This is a genomic window from Helicobacter pylori SA37A (genome assembly GCF_000476015.1).
Classification (GTDB): domain Bacteria; phylum Campylobacterota; class Campylobacteria; order Campylobacterales; family Helicobacteraceae; genus Helicobacter; species Helicobacter pylori_DB.
The window spans coordinates 1-20,739 of record NZ_CBOO010000017.1 but is presented as its reverse complement, the minus strand read 5'-3'; the positions used below and the strand labels follow the sequence as shown (position 1 = coordinate 20,739).

General features: G+C 39.5%; 9 protein-coding genes and 1 pseudogene. 9 read left to right on the top strand and 1 reads right to left on the bottom strand.

Going from position 1 to position 20,739, the window contains the following annotated elements; genetic code table 11:
* Positions 1–981: pseudogene (locus tag QT76_RS07125) on the bottom strand (ATP-binding cassette domain-containing protein); the annotation flags it as partial.
* Positions 982–1,134: 153 nt separating this feature from the next.
* Here QT76_RS07125 and QT76_RS07120 point away from each other — a divergent pair.
* The 9 genes from QT76_RS07120 (at position 1,135) to QT76_RS07080 (ending at position 20,707) form a co-directional block, all read left to right on the top strand.
* Positions 1,135–2,667: a flagellin A gene (locus tag QT76_RS07120; RefSeq protein ID WP_000885496.1), complete on the top strand. Its 1,533-nt coding sequence runs from the start codon at positions 1,135–1,137 to the stop codon at positions 2,665–2,667.
* Positions 2,668–2,794: 127 nt separating this feature from the next.
* A complete protein-coding gene (locus tag QT76_RS07115; protein WP_033617182.1) occupies positions 2,795–3,451 on the top strand; it encodes a 3-methyladenine DNA glycosylase in 657 nt (218 codons plus the stop codon).
* Entirely contained in the window at positions 3,448–4,065 is a 618-nt protein-coding gene (locus tag QT76_RS07110; RefSeq protein WP_033617181.1) for a hypothetical protein, read from the top strand. The genes QT76_RS07115 and QT76_RS07110 overlap by 4 nt, the downstream gene beginning before the upstream one ends.
* 69 nt (positions 4,066–4,134) lie before the next feature.
* A complete protein-coding gene (gene hemE, locus QT76_RS07105; RefSeq protein WP_033617180.1) occupies positions 4,135–5,154 on the top strand; it encodes a uroporphyrinogen decarboxylase in 1,020 nt (339 codons plus the stop codon).
* A gap of 8 nt (positions 5,155–5,162) precedes the next feature.
* On the top strand, positions 5,163–6,596 hold the full coding sequence (gene hefA / locus QT76_RS07100; protein WP_033617179.1) for an efflux RND transporter outer membrane subunit HefA: 1,434 nt from the start codon (positions 5,163–5,165) through the stop codon (positions 6,594–6,596).
* Between the two features lie 10 nt (positions 6,597–6,606).
* On the top strand, positions 6,607–7,311 hold the full coding sequence (gene hefB / locus QT76_RS07095; RefSeq protein ID WP_033617178.1) for an efflux RND transporter periplasmic adaptor subunit HefB: 705 nt from the start codon (positions 6,607–6,609) through the stop codon (positions 7,309–7,311).
* Between the two features lie 12 nt (positions 7,312–7,323).
* Positions 7,324–10,410 carry an efflux RND transporter permease subunit HefC gene (gene hefC, locus QT76_RS07090; RefSeq protein ID WP_033617176.1) on the top strand — a complete coding sequence of 1,029 codons (3,087 nt, stop codon included), beginning with the start codon at positions 7,324–7,326 and terminating at the stop codon, positions 10,408–10,410.
* Positions 10,407–10,976 carry an outer membrane beta-barrel protein gene (locus tag QT76_RS07085; protein WP_033617175.1) on the top strand — a complete coding sequence of 190 codons (570 nt, stop codon included), beginning with the start codon at positions 10,407–10,409 and terminating at the stop codon, positions 10,974–10,976. Before hefC ends, QT76_RS07085 begins: the two co-directional genes overlap by 4 nt.
* A gap of 167 nt (positions 10,977–11,143) precedes the next feature.
* Positions 11,144–20,707 (top strand): vacuolating cytotoxin domain-containing protein, encoded by a 9,564-nt coding sequence (locus QT76_RS07080; RefSeq protein ID WP_033617174.1) that lies wholly within the window; start codon positions 11,144–11,146, stop codon positions 20,705–20,707.
* Positions 20,708–20,739: the final 32 nt, after the last annotated feature.

The following is a 20,739-nucleotide window of genomic DNA, read 5'->3' as shown; positions in this document are numbered from 1 at the left end:
ATAATTTTCAAAGTATTTATTGATAGCAAAAAACCACTTTCCATAAAACGATAAATCTTGTAGTTGCTGCTCAGTAGAGCTAAATGCTTGGATATACCCAGCAATTGCTCCCACACCAATTAATTTTGAAAGGATAATAAAAACCATTAGAAAAAAGAGTGCAATACTTAGAATGGTGGTTAAAATATCAATATATATGGTAGATATTAAGTTTTTTTGAGCTACTTTCACAAAATTATTGAGATACAATTCTTTGTTTTCAATAAATTTATGATGAAAATTTAGCATGAAGTTAAATAATAGGTTGTCTTTGTTCTTTTGGTTATCTAATCCAGAGTATAGGTAATTTTGGCATACTCTCTTTTTGGTCTTGAAGCTTATCTATGGAAGCACTGTGTTTTTTTGCTATATGGTTGGAGATGAGAATACAAGGCATTGTTGCAAAAATCATTATAAAGGGTAGATAAATACTAATGGAAAATAATATTCCAAACAGACTCACAAGCCCTATAATGCGTTGTAGATTAAAAAAGAGATTACTGACATAATTTAGGGGGCGGATGTGCAGTCCGTTATGGATAGTGTTAAGCTTGATAGTATGGTCTTTATTTTCAAAAAACTTAGATTTTTAACTTGTGTGAGTTTATTAGCGAGCTGTGTGATGATGTTTATAGAAAATTGTTCGGCAATAATGGTTTGCAAGCTTGATAAAATTCCTGATAATACATGTGCTAAAAACAGCAAAGATCCCCATAGTAATAAAGTTGGTAATAGCAAGCTGTATTCAAAATGTGTATGATTTTGCAACAAATTTACCACAATATCAATCAATCTTATCATAACAAGAATATTTAGAGATGGAATAATGCCGACAAATAGCACTGTAATTGATGCCAACACAACACATTTTGGTGAGCTTTTATAGAGTAAAACAAAAGTCCTTAATGGAATGTTTTTTATGGTATCCATTGGTGTCTGCATTCAATAATCAAATTTTCTTTATTATAGCCCATTTTCATGCCCCTAATTTTGCTTTTAAAAATAAAGCCCTTTAAAATTTCAAACTTTAACCGATAATAGTTTCAACCAAAAGCAAGGATGCCTTTGGGTTTTTTATAACAAGGAGTTACAACAATGGCTTTTCAGGTCAATACAAATATCAATGCGATGAATGCGCATGTGCAATCCGCACTCACTCAAAACGCGCTTAAAACTTCATTGGAGAGATTGAGTTCAGGTTTAAGGATTAATAAAGCGGCTGATGACGCATCAGGCATGACGGTGGCGGATTCTTTGCGTTCGCAAGCGAGCAGTTTGGGTCAAGCGATTGCCAACACGAATGACGGCATGGGGATTATCCAGGTTGCGGATAAGGCTATGGATGAGCAGTTAAAAATCTTAGACACCGTTAAGGTTAAAGCGACTCAAGCGGCTCAAGATGGGCAAACTACGGAATCTCGTAAAGCGATTCAATCTGACATCGTTCGTTTGATTCAAGGTTTGGATAATATCGGTAACACAACGACTTATAACGGGCAAGCGTTATTGTCTGGTCAATTCACTAACAAAGAATTCCAAGTAGGGGCTTATTCTAACCAAAGCATTAAGGCTTCTATCGGCTCTACCACTTCAGATAAAATCGGTCAGGTTCGTATCGCTACAGGTGCGTTGATCACCGCTTCTGGGGATATTAGCTTGACTTTTAAACAAGTGGATGGCGTGAATGATGTAACTTTAGAGAGCGTAAAAGTTTCTAGTTCAGCAGGTACAGGGATTGGCGTGTTAGCAGAAGTGATCAATAAAAACTCTAACCGAACAGGGGTTAAAGCTTATGCGAGCGTTATCACCACGAGCGATGTGGCGGTCCAGTCAGGAAGTTTGAGTAATTTAACCTTAAATGGGATCCATTTGGGTAATATCGCAGATATTAAGAAAAACGACTCAGACGGAAGGTTAGTCGCAGCGATCAATGCGGTCACTTCAGAAACCGGTGTGGAAGCTTATACGGATCAAAAAGGGCGCTTGAATTTGCGCAGTATAGATGGTCGTGGGATTGAAATCAAAACCGACAGCGTCAGTAATGGGCCTAGCGCTTTAACGATGGTCAATGGCGGTCAGGATTTAACAAAAGGCTCTACTAACTACGGAAGGCTTTCTCTCACACGCTTAGACGCTAAGAGCATCAATGTCGTTTCGGCTTCTGACTCGCAACATTTAGGCTTCACAGCGATTGGTTTTGGGGAGTCTCAAGTGGCAGAAACCACGGTGAATTTGCGCGATGTTACTGGGAATTTTAACGCTAATGTCAAATCAGCTAGTGGCGCGAACTATAACGCTGTCATCGCTAGCGGCAATCAAAGCTTGGGATCTGGGGTTACAACCTTAAGAGGCGCGATGGTGGTGATTGACATTGCAGAGTCTGCGATGAAAATGTTGGATAAAGTCCGCTCTGATTTAGGTTCCGTGCAAAATCAAATGATTAGCACCGTGAATAACATCAGCATCACTCAAGTGAATGTTAAAGCGGCTGAATCTCAAATCAGGGATGTGGATTTTGCTGAAGAGAGCGCGAATTTCAATAAAAACAACATTTTGGCGCAATCAGGCAGCTATGCGATGAGTCAAGCCAACACCGTTCAACAAAATATCTTAAGGCTTTTAACTTAGTTTTAAGAAAGGTGTTTGTATGGGGCTAACGCTTTAAGCGTTGGCTTTTCGCTTTAATTTTTACTTCTTTTTCAATAAAATACTCTTTTTGATTTCTTTATTTATACTTTAATTACAGGCGGTTATTGTGTTGGATAGTTTTGAGATTTTAAAGGCTTTAAAGAGTTTGGATTTATTGAAAAACGCCCCCGCTTGGTGGTGGCCTAACGCTTTGAAATTTGAAGCTTTATTAGGAGCGGTTTTAACGCAAAACACTAAATTTGAAGCCGTTTTGAAATCTTTAGAAAATTTAAAAAACGCCTTCATTTTGGAAAATGATGATGAAACCAATCTTAAAAAAATCGCTGATATAGAGTTTTCAAAGCTTGCAGAGTGTGTCCGCCCTAGCGGGTTTTATAACCAAAAAGCCAAACGACTGATTAATTTGAGCGGAAATATTTTAAAAGACTTTCAAAGTTTTGAAAATTTTAAACAAGAAGTTACTAAGGAGTGGCTTTTAGACCAAAAGGGCATTGGCAAAGAAAGCGCGGATGCGATTTTATGCTATGTGTGTGCTAAAGAAGTGATGGTGGTGGATAAATACAGCTATCTTTTTTTAAAAAAATTAGGCATAGAGATAGAAGATTATGACGAATTGCAACATTTTTTTGAAAAAGGCGTTCGAGAGAATTTAAATGCCGCTTTAGCGCTTTATGAAAACACCATTTCTTTAGCGCAACTTTATGCGAGATTCCATGGAAAGATTGTGGAATTTTCCAAACAAAAATTGGAATTAAAACTTTGATTTTTAGATTTTTCTTAATCTTAAGCCTTTTAAAAGGCGTTTTACTGGCCAAAAAGGATTGGGATTTTTTCAAACCTTTAGAGCCTACTAAAAAATATTTTGGCTCTTTTAAAATCGGCTATCTGTATCAGCATGCAGAGACGACTAAAAGATCCCCCATCCGCCCTAAAAACCGCCCTCCTATTTTAATGGATAAAATTTACCATGACGCTTCTTTAGGCTTTCAGGCAGGGTTCGTTTTAAAAAAGAAAGCTTTATTAGGGGGGTATTTGGATGCAGGAATGGGCGATTCGTATTTCATGAGCGCTGGGTTTATGGCTGGGGTGAGGCTTTTTAAGGGGTGGGTTATCCCTAAAATCGCCTTAGGCTATCAGCTTCAAATTTTAGGGGCTAAGATTGATAAGTATCAATTCAATATCCAATCAGCGGTGGGGAGTGTGGGATTGTTTTTCAATGCGACTAAAAATTTTGGCTTGAGCATAGAAGCAAGGGGCGGTATTCCTTTTTATTTTATCCAAAGCAAATTTTCTAAAGCCTTTGGCACGCCACGATTGAACATCTATTCTATTGGCATCACTTTCACTTTTTATGATTTTACTAGATTTTTAGGGTAAAATATTCATTTTAAAAACTAACTATAAAGTATAAAAACAAACCACTAAACAAATTTTCAAGGATTTATGATGATTTTCATTGATGCATGTTTTAGAAAAGAAACGCCTTACACGCCCATTTGGATGATGAGGCAAGCGGGGCGTTACCTTAGCGAATACCAAGAGAGCCGAAAGAAAGCGGGGAGTTTCTTGGAATTGTGTAAAAATAGCGATCTAGCCACAGAAGTTACCCTACAGCCGGTAGAGATTTTAGGCGTGGATGCGGCTATTTTGTTTAGCGATATTTTAGTAGTGCCTTTGGAAATGGGCTTGAATTTGGAGTTTATCCCCAAAAAGGGGCCGCATTTTTTAGAGACGATTACGGATTTAAAAAGCGTGGAAAGCCTAAAAGTAGGAGCTTATAAACAGCTAAACTATGTCTATGATACGATTTCTCAAACGCGCCAAAAGCTTTCTAAAGAGAAAGCGTTAATCGGTTTTTGCGGATCGCCTTGGACTTTAGCAACTTACATGATAGAAGGCGAGGGGAGCAAATCGTATGCCAAAAGCAAGAAAATGCTTTATAGCGAACCTGAAGTTTTAAAAGCGCTTTTAGAAAAATTGAGCCTTGAATTGATAGAGTATTTGAGCCTTCAAATCCAAGCAGGGGTCAATGCGGTGATGGTCTTTGACTCGTGGGCGAGTGCTTTAGAAAAAGAAGCGTATTTGAGGTTTAGCTGGCATTATATGAAAAAAATTTCCAAAGAGCTTAAAAAACGCTATGCACGCATTCCGGTTATCCTTTTCCCTAAAGGGATTGGTGCTTATTTGGATAGCATAGATGGGGAATTTGATGTGTTTGGCGTGGATTGGGGCACGCCTTTAGAAATGGCAAAAAAGATTTTGGGCGATAAATATGTTTTGCAAGGGAATTTAGAACCCACCCGCCTTTATGATAAAAACGCTTTAGAAGAGGGCGTTGAAAAGATCCTAAAAGTCATGGGCAATCAAGGGCATATTTTTAATTTAGGGCATGGGATGTTGCCGGACTTACCCAGAGAAAACGCCAAGTATTTAGTGCAATTAGTGCATAATAAAACCAAGCGCTAGGGGGATTGATGAATACCATTATAAGATGTGTGAGTTTATTAGGTTTATGCACTGCTTTAGCTTTGGCGCAAACCCCTTCTAAAACCCCAGATGAAATCAAGCAAATCCTCAACAATTACAGCCATAAGAATTTAAAACTCATTGATCCGCCGACAAGTTCTTTAGAAGCGACACCGAGTTTTTTGTCCTCGCCCAAAGAAACAGCGACCACGATCAATCAAGAGATTGCTAAATACCATGAAAAAAGCGATAAAGCCGCTTTGGGGCTTTATGAATTGCTAAAGGGGGCTACCACTAATCTCAGTTTGCAAGCGCAAGAACTCAGTGTCAAGCAAGCGATGAAAAACCATACCATCGCCAAAGCGATGTTTTTACCCACCTTAAATACGAGTTATAATTTTAAGAATGAAAATAGGGATACTCCGCACTTTAAGCATTACAACACGCAACAACTCCAAGCTGAAGTCAAATTGAATGTGTTTAATGGCTTTAGCGATGTGAATAATGTCAAAGAAAAGTCTGCGACTTACCGATCCACTGTGGCTAATTTAGAGTATAGCCGCCAAAGCGTGTATTTGCAAGTGGTGCAACAATATTATGAGTATTTTAATAATCTCGCTCGCATGATCGCTTTGCAAAAGAAATTGGAGCAAATTCAAACGGACATTAAAAGGGTTACCAAACTCTATGACAAAGGGCTGACCACGATTGATGATTTGCAAAGCTTAAAAGCGCAAGGGAATTTGAGCGAATACGATATTTTGGACATGCAATTTGCTTTGGAGCAAAACCGCTTGACTTTAGAATACCTCACCAATCTCAATGTGAAAAATTTGAAAAAGACCACGATTGATGTGCCTAATTTGCAATTAAGAGAAAGGCAGGATTTGGTTTCTTTAAGGGAGCAGATTTCCGCGCTTAGATACCAAAACAAGCAACTCAATTATTACCCCAAGATAGATGTGTTTGACTCATGGCTTTTTTGGATCCAAAAACCCGCTTACGCTTTGGGGAGTTTTGGGAACTTCTTCCCAGGTCAGCAAAATACGGCTGGGGTTACTGCGACTTTGAATATTTTTGATGATATAGGGTTGAGCTTGCAAAAACAATCCATCATGTTAGGCCAATTAGCGAATGAAAAGAATTTAGCGTATAAAAAATTAGAGCAAGAAAAAGACGAACAGCTTTACAGAAAGTCGCTTGATATTGCCAGAGCCAAGATTGAATCTTCCAAGGCTAGTTTGGATGCGGCTAATCTTTCTTTTGCCAATATTAAAAGGAAATACGACGCTAATTTAGTGGATTTCACCACCTATTTAAGGGGTTTAACCACGCGCTTTGATGCGGAAGTGGCTTACAATTTAGCGCTCAATAATTATGAAGTGCAAAAAGCCAATTACATTTTCAACAGCGGGCATAAAATTGACGACTATGTGCATTAAAGGAGTGGAAATGATACGAAAAATTTTAATAGGACTTTTTTTGAGTTTTTTGAGCATGGAAGCTGGCGAAAGAGTGTATGCGATTTTCAATGTGAAAGCGATGCAAGATTCCAAACTCACCTTGGATAGCACAGGGATTGTGGATAGCATTAAGGTTACTGAGGGGAGCGTGGTCAAAAAGGGCGATGTTTTGTTGCTTTTGTATAATCAAGACAAACAGGCTCAAAGCGATTCCACCGAGCAACAACTCATTTTCGCTAAAAAGCAATACCAACGATACAGCAAAATTGGGGGCGCTGTGGATAAAAACACTCTAGAGGGCTATGAATTTACTTATAGGCGCTTGGAATCGGATTACGCTTATTCTATTGCGGTATTGAATAAAACCATTTTAAGAGCCCCTTTTGATGGCGTGATAGCGAGCAGAAACATTCAGGTGGGCGAGGGGGTGAGCGCGAATAACACGGTGTTACTAAGATTAGTCAGCCATGCCAGGAAATTGGTCATTGAATTTGATTCTAAATACATTAATGCGGTCAAAGTAGGGGACACTTACACTTATTCTATAGACGGGGATTCCAATCAGCATGAAGCTAAAATCACTAAGATTTACCCCACGGTTGATGAGAACACCAGGAAAGTGAGCGCTGAAGCCCTTTTGTCTAAGCCTATGGCAGTGGGGCTTTTTGGCGATGGGTTTATCCAAACGAAGTGATAGGGTATTTTGATGTATAAAACAGCGATTAATCGTCCTATTACGACCTTGATGTTTGCTTTGGCGATTGTCTTTTTTGGGACTATGGGTTTCAAAAAATTGAGCGTGGCGCTTTTCCCTAAAATTGACTTGCCTACGGTGGTGGTTACTACGACTTATCCTGGGGCTAGCGCTGAAATCATAGAGAGTAAGGTAACCGATAAGATTGAAGAAGCGGTGATGGGGATTGATGGGATCAAAAAGGTTACTTCTACGAGTTCTAAAAATGTGAGTATCGTCGTCATTGAATTTGAATTGGAAAAACCTAATGAAGAAGCCCTAAACGATGTGATGAATAAAATTTCTTCGGTGCGTTTTGATGACTCCAACATTAAAAAACCCTCTATCAATAAATTTGATACCGACAGCCAGCCTATTATTTCATTGTTTGTGAGCAGTTCAAGCGTGCCGGCTACAACCCTTAATGATTATGCTAAAAACACCATTAAGCCCATGCTCCAAAAAATCAATGGGGTAGGGGGTGTGCAGCTTAACGGCTTTAGAGAGCGCCAGATTAGGATTTATGCCGATCCCACTTTGATGAATAAATACAACCTGACTTATGCGGATCTTTTCAGCACGCTTAAAGCGGAGAATGTGGAAATTGATGGCGGGCGCATTGTCAATAGCCAAAGGGAATTGTCTATCTTAGTGAATGCGAATAGTTATAGCGTTGCGGATGTGAAAAAGATTCAAGTGGGTAATCATGTGCGTCTTAGCGATATTGCAAAGATTGAAATCGGTTTGGAAGAAGACAACACTTTTGCGAGCTTTAAAGACAAGCCCGGTGTGATTTTAGAAATCCAAAAGATTGCCGGAGCGAATGAAATTGAAATCGTGGATAGGGTGTATGAAGCTTTAAAACACATTCAAGCCATTAGCCCTAGCTATGAAATCAGACCCTTTTTAGACACTACGAGCTATATCCGCACCTCTATTGAAGACGTGAAATTTGATCTAGTTTTAGGGGCGATTTTAGCGGTTTTAGTGGTGTTTGCGTTCTTGCGTAACGGCACGATCACCCTCGTTTCAGCGATCTCTATCCCTATTTCTATCATGGGGACTTTTGCGCTCATCCAATGGATGGGCTTTTCATTAAACATGCTCACCATGGTGGCTTTAACGCTAGCGATAGGGATCATCATTGATGATGCGATCGTGGTGATTGAAAACATCCATAAAAAGCTAGAAATGGGCATGAGTAAACGAAAAGCGAGCTATGAGGGGGTGAGGGAGATTGGTTTTGCTCTAGTGGCGATTTCAGCGATGCTACTCTCTGTGTTTGTGCCTATAGGGAACATGAAAGGCATTATCGGGCGCTTTTTCCAAAGCTTTGGGATCACGGTGGCTTTAGCGATCGCTCTATCGTATGTGGTGGTCGTTACGATTATCCCCATGGTAAGCTCAGTCGTGGTCAATCCCAGGCATTCTCGTTTTTATGTGTGGAGTGAGCCTTTTTTTAAGGCTTTAGAGTCTCGTTATACCAAGTTGCTCCAATGGGTATTAAACCACAAGCTCATTATCTCTATAGTGGTGGTTTTGGTGTTTGTGGGTTCGCTTTTTGTGGCTTCTAAGATCGGTATGGAGTTCATGCTGAAAGAAGATAGGGGGAGGTTTTTGGTGTGGCTTAAGGCTAAACCGGGCGTGAGCATAGATTACATGACGCAAAAGAGTAAGATCTTTCAAAAAGCGATTGAAAAGCATGCTGAAGTGGAATTTACTACTTTGCAAGTGGGTTATGGCACCACACAAAACCCTTTTAGAGCGAAGATTTTTGTGCAGCTCAAGCCTTTAAAAGAGCGTAAAAAAGAGAGTGAATTGGGGCAATTTGAGTTGATGAGCGCTTTAAGGAAGGAATTAAAAAGCATGCCTGAAGCTAAAGGTTTAGATACTATTAATCTTTCTGAAGTTACTCTTATAGGGGGTGGTGGGGATAGTTCGCCCTTCCAAACCTTTGTATTCTCCCATTCTCAAGAAGCGGTGGATAAAAGCGTGGAGAATTTGAGAAAATTCTTATTAGAAAGCCCTGAATTAAAAGGCAAGGTTGAAAGCTATCATACAAGCACGAGCGAATCGCAACCGCAATTGCAACTGAAAATCTTGAGACAAAACGCCAACAAATACGGCGTGAGCGCTCAAACCATTGGCTCAGTGGTGAGCTCTGCTTTTTCTGGGACTACTCAAGCGAGCGTGTTCAAAGAAGATGGCAAAGAATACGACATGGTCATTAGAGTGCCTGATGACAAGCGCGTTTCTGTAGAAGATATCAAACGCTTGCAAGTGCGTAACAAATACGATAAATTGATGTTTTTAGACGCTTTAGTGGAAATCATAGAAACTAAAAGCCCGTCCAGCATTTCTCGCTATAACCGCCAACGCAGCGTTACGGTGCTTGCTGAGCCTAATAGGAGTGCGGGCGTTTCTTTAGGCGAGATTTTAACGCAAGTGAGTAAAAACACTAAAGAATGGCTGGTTGAAGGGGCGAATTACAGATTTACCGGTGAAGCGGATAACGCTAAAGAGACTAATGGGGAGTTTTTGATCGCTTTAGCGACAGCGTTTGTGTTGATTTATATGATTTTAGCGGCGTTGTATGAGTCTATTTTAGAGCCTTTTATCATCATGGTTACCATGCCTTTAAGCTTTTCAGGGGCGTTTTTTGCTCTAGGTTTAGTCCATCAGCCTTTGAGCATGTTCTCTATGATAGGCTTGATCTTGCTCATTGGTATGGTGGGTAAAAACGCCACGCTCTTAATTGATGTAGCGAATGAAGAGCGTAAAAAAGGTTTGAATATCCAAGAAGCCATTTTGTTTGCCGGCAAAACCCGTTTAAGACCGATTTTAATGACGACTATTGCGATGGTTTGCGGCATGCTGCCTTTAGCGTTGGCGAGTGGGGATGGAGCGGCGATGAAATCCCCTATAGGGATTGCGATGAGTGGGGGCTTGATGATTTCTATGGTGTTAAGCTTACTGATTGTGCCGGTGTTTTATCGTTTGCTCGCTCCCATAGACGACAAAATCAAGCGGTTTTATCAAAACCAAAAAGCTTTAGAATGAAAAAGATTGTTTTCATTTTGGCTTTATGGGTGGGCTTGTTAGGGGCGTTTGAGCCTAAAAAAAGTCATATTTATTTTGGGGCTATGGTGGGTTTAGCTCCTATTAAAATAACCCCCAAACCGGCTAGTGATTCTTCTTATACGGCTTTTTTATGGGGGGCTAAAGGGGGGTATCAATTCGCTTTTTTTAAAGCTCTAGCGCTAAGGGGTGAATTTTCCTACCTTATGGCAATCAAACCCACCGCACTGCACACGATTAACACTTCTTTATTGAGCTTAAATATTGATGTGTTAAGCGATTTTTACACTTACAAAAAATACAGCTTTGGGGTGTATGGGGGGCTTGGGATAGGGTATTTTTATCAAAGCAACCATTTAGGCATGAAAAATAGTTCGTTTATGGGGTATAACGGCTTGTTTAATGTGGGGCTTGGCAGCACGATCGATCGCTACCACCGCATAGAGCTTGGGGCTAAAATCCCTTTTTCAAAGACTAGAAATTCTTTTAAAAATCTTTATTTTTTAGAGAGCGTTTTTATCCATGCGAGTTATAGTTACGCTTTTTAAAGGAGATGTATTACAGAAAGTAACTAACTGATGGTTTTTATAATGAGACTGGTTACTAACATATAAAAGGATTTGTTTTGTTTTCTTTTAGTTAATATAATGAAAATTTCGTTGTGGATAGTGTTAATAAATGTAATTATATAATATAATATGAAAGGGTTTAAAATATGACTTATAGAAATGGCAAAACAGATTTAAAGAATGAACGCTTTAGCAAAAACCGCTCTTTTAAGGGCATTAAAAAGAAAATCGCTAAAAAATATACAATCAAAAACTCGCCTTTGACAATTTACTCCTTAAAAACGCATTCAAATTCTTCTCTATCCTTTAACAAAAAAATCTTCTTAGGGCTAGGGTTTGTTTCAGCTTTGAGCGCTGAAGATTATAATAGTTCGGTGTATTGGCTCAATAGCGTGAATGAAAATAATAACAACAAATCCTACTATATCAGCCCCTTACGCACTTGGGCTGGGGGGAGTAGGAATTTCACGCAAAATTATAACAACAGCAATTTATATATAGGGACAAAAAACGCTTCTGCAACGCCCAACAATAATTCTATATGGTTTGGGGAAAAGGGCTATATCGGTTTTATTACAGGGGTTTTTAAGGCTAAAGACATTTTTATTACAGGCAATGTTGGCTCAGGCAATGAATGGAAAACCGGTGGGGGTGCAATACTTGTTTTTGAAAGCTCAAACGAATTAACCACTAACGGGGCTTATTTTCAAAATAACAGAGCCGGGACGCAAAATTCGTGGATGAATTTGATCTCCAATCATAGCGTGCATTTGACAAACACGAATTTTAGCAACCAAACCCCGCATGGGGGCTTTAATGTTATGGGGCGAAAGATCACTTATAATGGCGGGATTATCAATGGTGGGAATTTTGGCTTTGATAATGTGGATAGTCATGGCACAACCACCATTAGCGGCGTAACTTTCAACAATAACGGCGCACTCACTTATAAGGGGGGTAATAGCATTGGGGGGAGCATCACTTTCACTAATTCTAATATCAACCATTATAAACTCAATCTTAACGCCAATAGCATTACCTTTAATAACAGCGCTTTAGGGAGCATGCCTAATGGCAACGCTAACACCGTAGGGGAAGCTTATATCCTTAATGCAAGCAATATCACTTTCAATAATTTGACTTTTAATGGGGGTTGGTTTGTTTTTAATAGGCCTGATGCTCATGTTAATTTTCAAGGCATAACCACGATCAATAACCCTACTTCACCCTTTATCAATATGACCGGTAAAGTTACCATTAATCCTAATGCGATTTTTAACATTCAAAATTACACGCCTAGCATAGGGAGCGCTTACACGCTTTTTAGCATGAAAAATGGCAACATCACTTATAATGGTGTGAGTGATTTGTGGAATATTATCAGGCTTAAAAACACACAAGCCACAAAAGACAACAGCAAAAACGCCGCTTTTTCTAACAACACCCACACCCACTATGTAACTTACAATTTAGGCGGCACGCTCTATCATTTCAGGCAAATTTTTAGCCCTAATTCTATTGTTTTACAATCTGTCTATTATGGCGCGAACAATATTTATTACACCAATAGCGTGAATATCCATGACAATGTTTTTAATTTAAAAGACATTAAGGATAATAGAGACGATACGATTTTCTATCTCAACGGCTTGAACACTTGGAATTACACTAATGCGAGATTTGCTCAAACCTATGGCGGAAAAAACAGCGCTTTAGTCTTTAACGCTACGACCCCTTGGGCTAATGGCAGCATCCCTAAATCTAACAGCACGGTGCGTTTTGGGGGGTATGAGGGGGTCAATTGGGGGAAAACGGGCTATATCACCGGCACTTTCACAGCCGATAGGGTTTATATCACCGGTAACATGATGTCTGGGAATGGCGCTCAAACCGGTGGGGGGGCGACTTTGAATTTTGTGGGCGCGACTGAAATCAATATCGCTGGAGCCACTTTTAAAAACTTAAAAACCACTTCACAAAACTCTTACATGACTTTTATCGCTTTAGGGAATGGCTCTGGGAGCGCTAAAATCAATGTTTCTCAATCTGATTTTTACGATTGGACGAATGGGGGGTATGATTTTACCGGTAACAGCGCTTTTGATAGCGTGAATTTCAACAAGGCTTATTATAAATTTCAAGGCGCTGAAAATTCTTACCATTTTAAAAACACGAACTTTTTAGCAGGGAATTTCAAATTCCAGGGCAAGACCACCATTGAAAAATCCGTTTTAAACGACGCTTCTTACACTTTTGATGGCATAAATAACGCCTTTAATGAAAACAAATTTAATGGCGGATCGTTTAATTTCAACCATGCAGAGCAGACAGACGCTTTTAATAACAACTCGTTTAATGGCGGATCGTTTAGTTTTAACGCCAAGCAAGTGGATTTTAATCATAACTCGTTCAATGGGGGGGTGTTTAATTTCAATAAAACTTCTAAAGTCAGTTTTACTGATGACACTTTCAATGTGAATAGTCAATTCAAAATAAATGGCGCTCAAACAACTTTCACTTTCAATAAGGGCGTTGTTTTTAACATGCAGGGGCTTTTGAGCAGTTTAAGCGTGGGCACGACTTATCAATTGCTTAACGCTAAAAGCGTGGATTATAAGGATAATAACGCTTTGTATCAAATGTTGCGCTGGATTAGCGGAGAAAACCCTAGCGGCACGCTAGTAAATAAGGATCAATCCACGCCAAACAATACTAAAATTTATAATGTCCATTTTACTGATAACGGCTTGACTTACTACATCAAAGAAAATTTTAATAATGGGATCACGCTCACTCGTTTATGCACTCTAGGCTATACGCATTGCGTGAATATTGATAACGATGCGTTTAATCTTAAAAATATCAATAATAACGCCAGTAACACCGTGTTCTACCTTAACGGCATGACGACTTGGAAGATCGCTGGCACAGGCGTTTTCACGCAAGATTATAGCGGCGCTAACAGCGTTTTAGTGTTCAACCAAACCACCCCTTTTCTCGCTGGGGCAAATCCCACTTCTAATAGCGTGGTGGGTTTTGGGAAAACTTCAGGGGCTGAATGGGGGCTAGCGGGCTATATTCAAGGCGTTTTTAAAGCCAATCAAATTGACATTACTGGCACGATTCGTTCTGGTAATGGCGCTCAAACCGGTGGGGGTGCGACTTTAGTGTTTAACGCTCAAAAGCGTTTGAATATCGCTAACGCAAACCTCAATAACGATAAAGCCGGTTTGCAAAATTCATGGATGAATTTCATTGTTAATAATGGTAATTTGAATGCAACAAACGCAAATTTTAGCAACCAAACTCCGCATGGAGGCTTTAACCTTAAGGCCAATGACATTACTTTTAATGGGGGATCTGTGAATGGAGGGGGGAATTTTGGCGTGGATAACGCTAGTGCTAACGGGAAGGCGGTGATTAAGAATGTTAGTTTTAGCGATAACGGCACTTTGATTTATAAAGGGGGTGAAAACAGCACCGGAAATTCCCTAACCCTAGAAAACAACACTTTCAATTCCTATAACATCAACGCCAAAGCGCAAAACCTAATTTTTAACAACAACTCGTTTAATGGCGGGAGCTATTCGTTTAATGACACTAAAAACACCACCTTTAAAGGCACAAACACGCTTATTAATAGCGATCCTTTTAGCCGCCTTCAAGGATCAATCACTATTGACAATAATAGTATTTTTAATATTGAAAGGGATTTGACTGACAACACCACCTACACGCTTTTAAGCGGGAATAACATTAAATATAATAATGAAATTTTGGCGGACAATGCTTTTTCAAAAAATTTATGGAATTTAATCCATTATGGTGGCGAGAGAGGGACTTTATTAAGAACGGAGAAAAACACTTATTTTGTGCAATTCACGCAGAGCAACGGCCAAAAATTTGTCTTTGAAGAGACTTTTAATCCGGGCTCTATCACCTATAAATATTTCACTATCCATTCTTCGCCTTTCCACACAGACGCTGATTCTAAAGACATTTGGAATCAAGTGAGGAAGCAATTTGACTTCATTCCAGGAAAAACCCCTGTGTGTGTTGGCGTGTGCTATATCGCGCCTTATAAAAATCAAGACCTTATTGGCTCTAGCGCTTTTGCGTGGTCGCTGAATTTTGGGGCTACGGTGGTGGGGACTTTGCTTTTAGGGAGCGCTCAAGAAAAAGCCAATAACAATGGCGGCTCGATCTGGTTTGGTAAGAATAATTTGCTGTATTTGCACGGCAATTTCAACGCGACTAATATCTTTTTAACGAATAATTTTAATGTCGGCAACCCTAATGCTGGCGGTGGGGCGACGATTGATTTTAACGCTGATGAAACCTTGAACGCTGACGGGTTGAATTACACGAATTTCCAAACCGTGGCTATGGGCTTACAAACTAGCGCGAGCCAGCATTCATGGGCGAATTTTAATTCCAGGCTTTCTATGGAAATTAAAAACTCTAATTTTAGGGATTTCACATGGGGAGGCTTTAATTTTAATTCAGGGCGTATCACTTTTGAAAACACCACTTTTAGCGGCTGGACCAATATTAACGGAGCGACTGAGAGCGGCTCATCGTATGTGAATATGGTTGCAAATACGGATTTGATATTTTCTAATTCCATTTTAGGGGGAGGCATTCGCTATGATTTGAAAGCTAATAACATTATTTTCAATAACTCTCAAATAGTCATTGATGTGTCTAAAAATGTGAATCAGTCTTCATTGAATGGGAATGTTACTTTCAATAATTCCAGGCTTTCAGTCAAGCCCAACGCTGCTATTAATATTGGGGATAGCCAAACCCAAACGGCTTTAGAAAACGCCTCAAGCCTTTCTTTTTACAACAACAGCGTGGCGAATTTTAACGGCACAACCGCTTTTAACGGGGTGTCTTATTTGAATTTGAACCCTAACGCTCAAGTAAGCTTCAATCAAGCAAATTTCAATAACGCTAATGTAACCTTTTATGGCATCCCGCTATTTGGCAAAACGCCTGATTTTGGCAACTCCACACGCCTTATTAATTTCAAAGGGAATACAAATTTTAATCAAGCCACGCTCAATTTAAGGGCTAAAAATATCCATATCAATTTCCAAGGTGCTTCCACTTTTGAAAATAACTCTACGATGAATTTAGCTGAAAGTTCCCAAGCGAGTTTTAACGCTCTTAGCGTAGAGGGGGAAACGAATTTCAACCTCAATAACTCAAGCTTGTTGAATTTCAATGGTAATAGCGTTTTTAACGCTCCTGTGAGTTTTTATGCCAATAATTCTCAAATTTCTTTCACTCATTTGGCGACTTTTAATTCTGACGCTTCTTTTGATTTAAGCAACAACAGCACCCTGAATTTTCAAAGCGTTCTTTTAAACAGCACTCTAAACCTTTTAGGCAATGGCGCTAACGCTCTATCTATTAATGCAAGCGGGAATTTTAGTTTTGGAACTCAAGGGATTTTGAATCTGTCTAATGTGAATTTGTTTGATGCAAAAAACAAGCCCTTAGTTTATAATATTTTACAAGCTCAAAACATTCAGGGTTTAATGGGGAATAACGGCTATGAAAAGATCCGTTTTTATGGCATACAGATTGACAAGGCTGATTACTCGTTTAATAACGGCGTTCATTCTTGGAGTTTCACTAACCCGCTCAACACGACTGAAACGATTACAGAAACCTTGCATAACAACCGCTTGAAAATTCAAATCTCTCAAAACGGCGTTTCTAATAATGCGATGTTTAATCTCGCCCCTAGCTTGTATGATTACCAAAAAAACCCTTATGATGAAAGTTCTAATTCCTATAATCACACAAGCGACAAAGCCGGCACTTATTATTTGAATAGTAACATCAAAGGCTTTAATCAAAACAATGAAACACCCGGGACTTATAACGCGCAAAACCAACCCTTACAAGCCTTACACATTTACAATCAGGCTATCACTAAGCAGGATTTAAGCGTTATTGCCAGCTTGGGTAAGGAATTTTTGCCTAAAATGGCTAAACTTATTGCTTCAGGGGCTTTGGACAATCTCAATCTCAATAGCCCGAATGGTTTTGAAACTCTTTTTGACATTTTAAAGAAATATGGTATTGCTTTAAACCAAGAAAATTGGAAGAGCTTATTGGGTATTATCAATGGTTTTTCCAACACGGCTAATTATGATTTCTCTCAAGGCAATCTCGTTATAGGGGCGATCAAAGAAGGGCAAACGAACACTAATAGCGTGGTATGGTTTGGAGGCGATGGCTATAAAGAGCCATGCGCGGTTGGGGATAACACTTGCCAGATGTTTAGACAGACTAATTTAGGGCAATTGCTCCATTCTAGTGCACCTTATTTAGGCTATATTAACGCTAATTTTAAGGCTAAAAACATTTACATTACTGGGACAATCGGCAGCGGGAACGCTTGGGGGAGTGGAGGGAGCGCGAATGTGTCTTTTGAAAGCGGCACTAATTTAGTGCTTAATCAAGCTAATATTGACGCTCAAGGGACTGATAAAATCTTTTCTTATCTAGGGCAAGGTGGCATTGAAAAGCTTTTTGGAGAAAAAGGCTTAGCGAATGCGCTTTCTAATATTGTTTATGAAGAAAGCTTGAATGATAACGCTATCCCTAAAGATCTAGCTAACATGATCCCTAAAGATTTTGGATCTAAGACTTTAAGCTCATTGCTTAGCCCTACTGAAGTGAATAACCTCTTAGGCGTGAGCACTTTTAAAAACGCAATCATGGAAATCTTAAATTCTAAAACGGTGGGCGATGTTTTTGGTGAAAACGGGCTTTTAAACGCGCTAGATCCTATAAAAAGAAAAGAAATCGATCAAATGCTCTTAGAGCAAATCCAAGCCCATTCTTCAGGGTTTGAAAAATTCATTGTGAAAACTTTAGGGATTGAAAATGTAGAGAATTTCATCAATAACTGGTATGGCAAGCAAAGTTTGAGTTCTTTTGCCAATAATTTTGTGCCTGGAGGCTTGAATCAAGCCCTTGATAAAATAGGCTCTAGCGCTGATGCCAAAGACTTACAGAGTTTCTTAGACAAAACGACTTTTGGGGATATTCTCAATCAAATGATTGAACAAGCCCCCTTAATCAATAAGCTCATTTCTTGGCTAGGCCCGCAGGATTTGAGCGTGTTAGTGAATATCGCTTTAAATAGCATCACTAACCCTAGTAAAGAGCTGACTAGCACCATTTCTAGCATAGGTGAAAAAGCGTTAAATGACTTATTGGGCGAAGGCGTAGTGAATAAAATCATGAGCAATCAAGTCTTAGGGCAAATGATCAATAAGATTATTGCTGATAAGGGATTTGGAGGCGTTTATCATCAAGGTTTAGGCACCATACTCCCTAAATCCTTACAAGATGAGTTGAAACAATTGGGCATGGGATCTTTACTAGGCTCTAGAGGATTGCACAATCTCTGGCAAAAAGGGAATTTCAATTTCGTAGCTAAAAACCATGTGTTTGTGAATAACAGCTCGTTTAGTAACGCCACAGGGGGAGAATTGAATTTTGTGGCGGGCAAGTCCATTATTTTTAATGGGAAAAACACCATTAATTTCACGCAATATCAGGGCAGGCTTTCTTTTGTATCTAAAGATTTTTCTAACATTTCATTAGATACCTTAAACGCTACCAATGGTTTAACGCTTAACGCGCCACGAAACGATATTAGCGTTCAAAAAGGTCAAATTTGCGTGAATGTTTTAAATTGCATGGGCGAGAAAAAAGCTCATTCTTCAAGCGCGACAGCCCCAACCGATGAAACGCTAGAAGTGAATGCCAATAATTTCGCTTTCTTAGGAACAATTAAAGCGAATGGATTAGTGGATTTTTCAAAAGTCTTACAAAATACCACGATCGGAACTTTGGATTTAGAGCCAAACGCTACTTTTAAAGCCAACAACTTGATCGTGAATAACGCTTTTAACAATAATTCTAATCACAGGGCTGATATCAGCGGTAATCTCAATGTGGTAAAAGGAGCGGCTCTCAGTACGAATGAAAATGGTTTGGATGTGGGGGGGAATTTGAAGAGCGAAGGGCCATTAATCTTTAATCTTAACAATAAAACCAATCAAACGATTATTAATGTGGCTGGCACTTCTACGATCATGTCTTATAACAATCAGGCTTTAATCCATTTTAATACCCAACTCAAGCAAGGTGCTTACACGCTTATAGACGCTCATCGCATGGTTTATGGCTATGATAATCAAACGATTCTTGGAGGGAGCTTGAGCGATTACCTCAAGCTTTACACCCTCATTGATTTTAACGGCAAACGCATGCAATTAAAGGGCGATTCATTAAGCTATGATGATAAACCGGTCAATATTAAGGACGGGGGTCTTGTGGTAAGCTTTAAAGACAATCAAGGGCAAATGGTGTATTCATCTATCCTTTATGATAAGGTTCAAGTTAGCGTCTCTGATAAGCCCATGGATATTCATGCCCCTAGTTTGGAATACTATATCCAGCGTATTCAAGGTAGCGGAGGTTTGAATGCGATCAAATCTGCGGGCAATAATTCCCTTATGTGGTTGAATGAGCTTTTTGTGGCTAAAGGGGGCAATCCCTTGTTCGCTCCTTATTATTTGCAAGACAATCCCACTGAACACATTGTTACTTTAATGAAAGATATTACCAGCGCTTTAGGCATGCTTTCTAAACCCAATCTTAAAAACAACTCCACCGATGCTTTACAGCTCAACACTTACACGCAACAAATGAGCCGTTTAGCCAAGCTTTCTAATTTCGCTTCCTTTGATTCAACGGATTTTAGCGAACGCTTGAGCAGCCTTAAAAACCAAAGATTTGCTGACGCTGTCCCTAACGCGATGGATGTGATTTTAAAATACTCTCAAAGGGATAAATTAAAAAACAACCTTTGGGCGACCGGCGTTGGGGGCGTGAGCTTTGTGGAAAATGGCACAGGAACGCTCTATGGTGTCAATGTGGGCTATGACAGATTCATTAAGGGGGTGATTGTTGGAGGGTATGCGGCTTATGGGTATAGCGGGTTTTATGAACGCATCACTAATTCTAAATCCGATAATGTAGATGTGGGCTTGTATGCGAGAGCTTTCATTAAAAGGAGCGAGCTGACTTTTAGCGTCAATGAAACTTGGGGGGCTAATAAAACCCAAATCAGCTCCAACGACACTTTACTTTCTATGATCAATCAGTCTTATAAATACAGCACATGGACGACGAACGCAAAAGTTAATTACGGGTATGATTTCATATTTAAAAACAAAAGCATCATTTTAAAACCTCAAATTGGTTTAAGGTATTACTATATTGGCATGACCGGTTTAGATGGGGTGATGCATAACGCGCTTTATAACCAGTTTAAAGCGAACGCCGATCCGTCTAAAAAATCCGTTTTAACGATTGATCTTGCTTTGGAGAACCGCCATTATTTCAATACAAACTCTTATTTTTATGCGATTGGCGGCGTTGGTAGGGATTTGCTTGTAAGGTCTATGGGGGATAAATTGGTGCGTTTCATTGGCAACAACACTTTGAGCTATAGGAAAGGCGAGCTTTATAACACTTTTGCGAGCATCACTACAGGCGGGGAAGTGAGGTTGTTTAAAAGCTTTTATGCGAATGCTGGGGTGGGGGCTAGGTTTGGATTGGATTATAAAATGATCAACATTACCGGAAACATTGGAATGCGTTTAGCGTTTTAAAAGTAGGGGGCTTACCCCTTTTTTGAGCCATT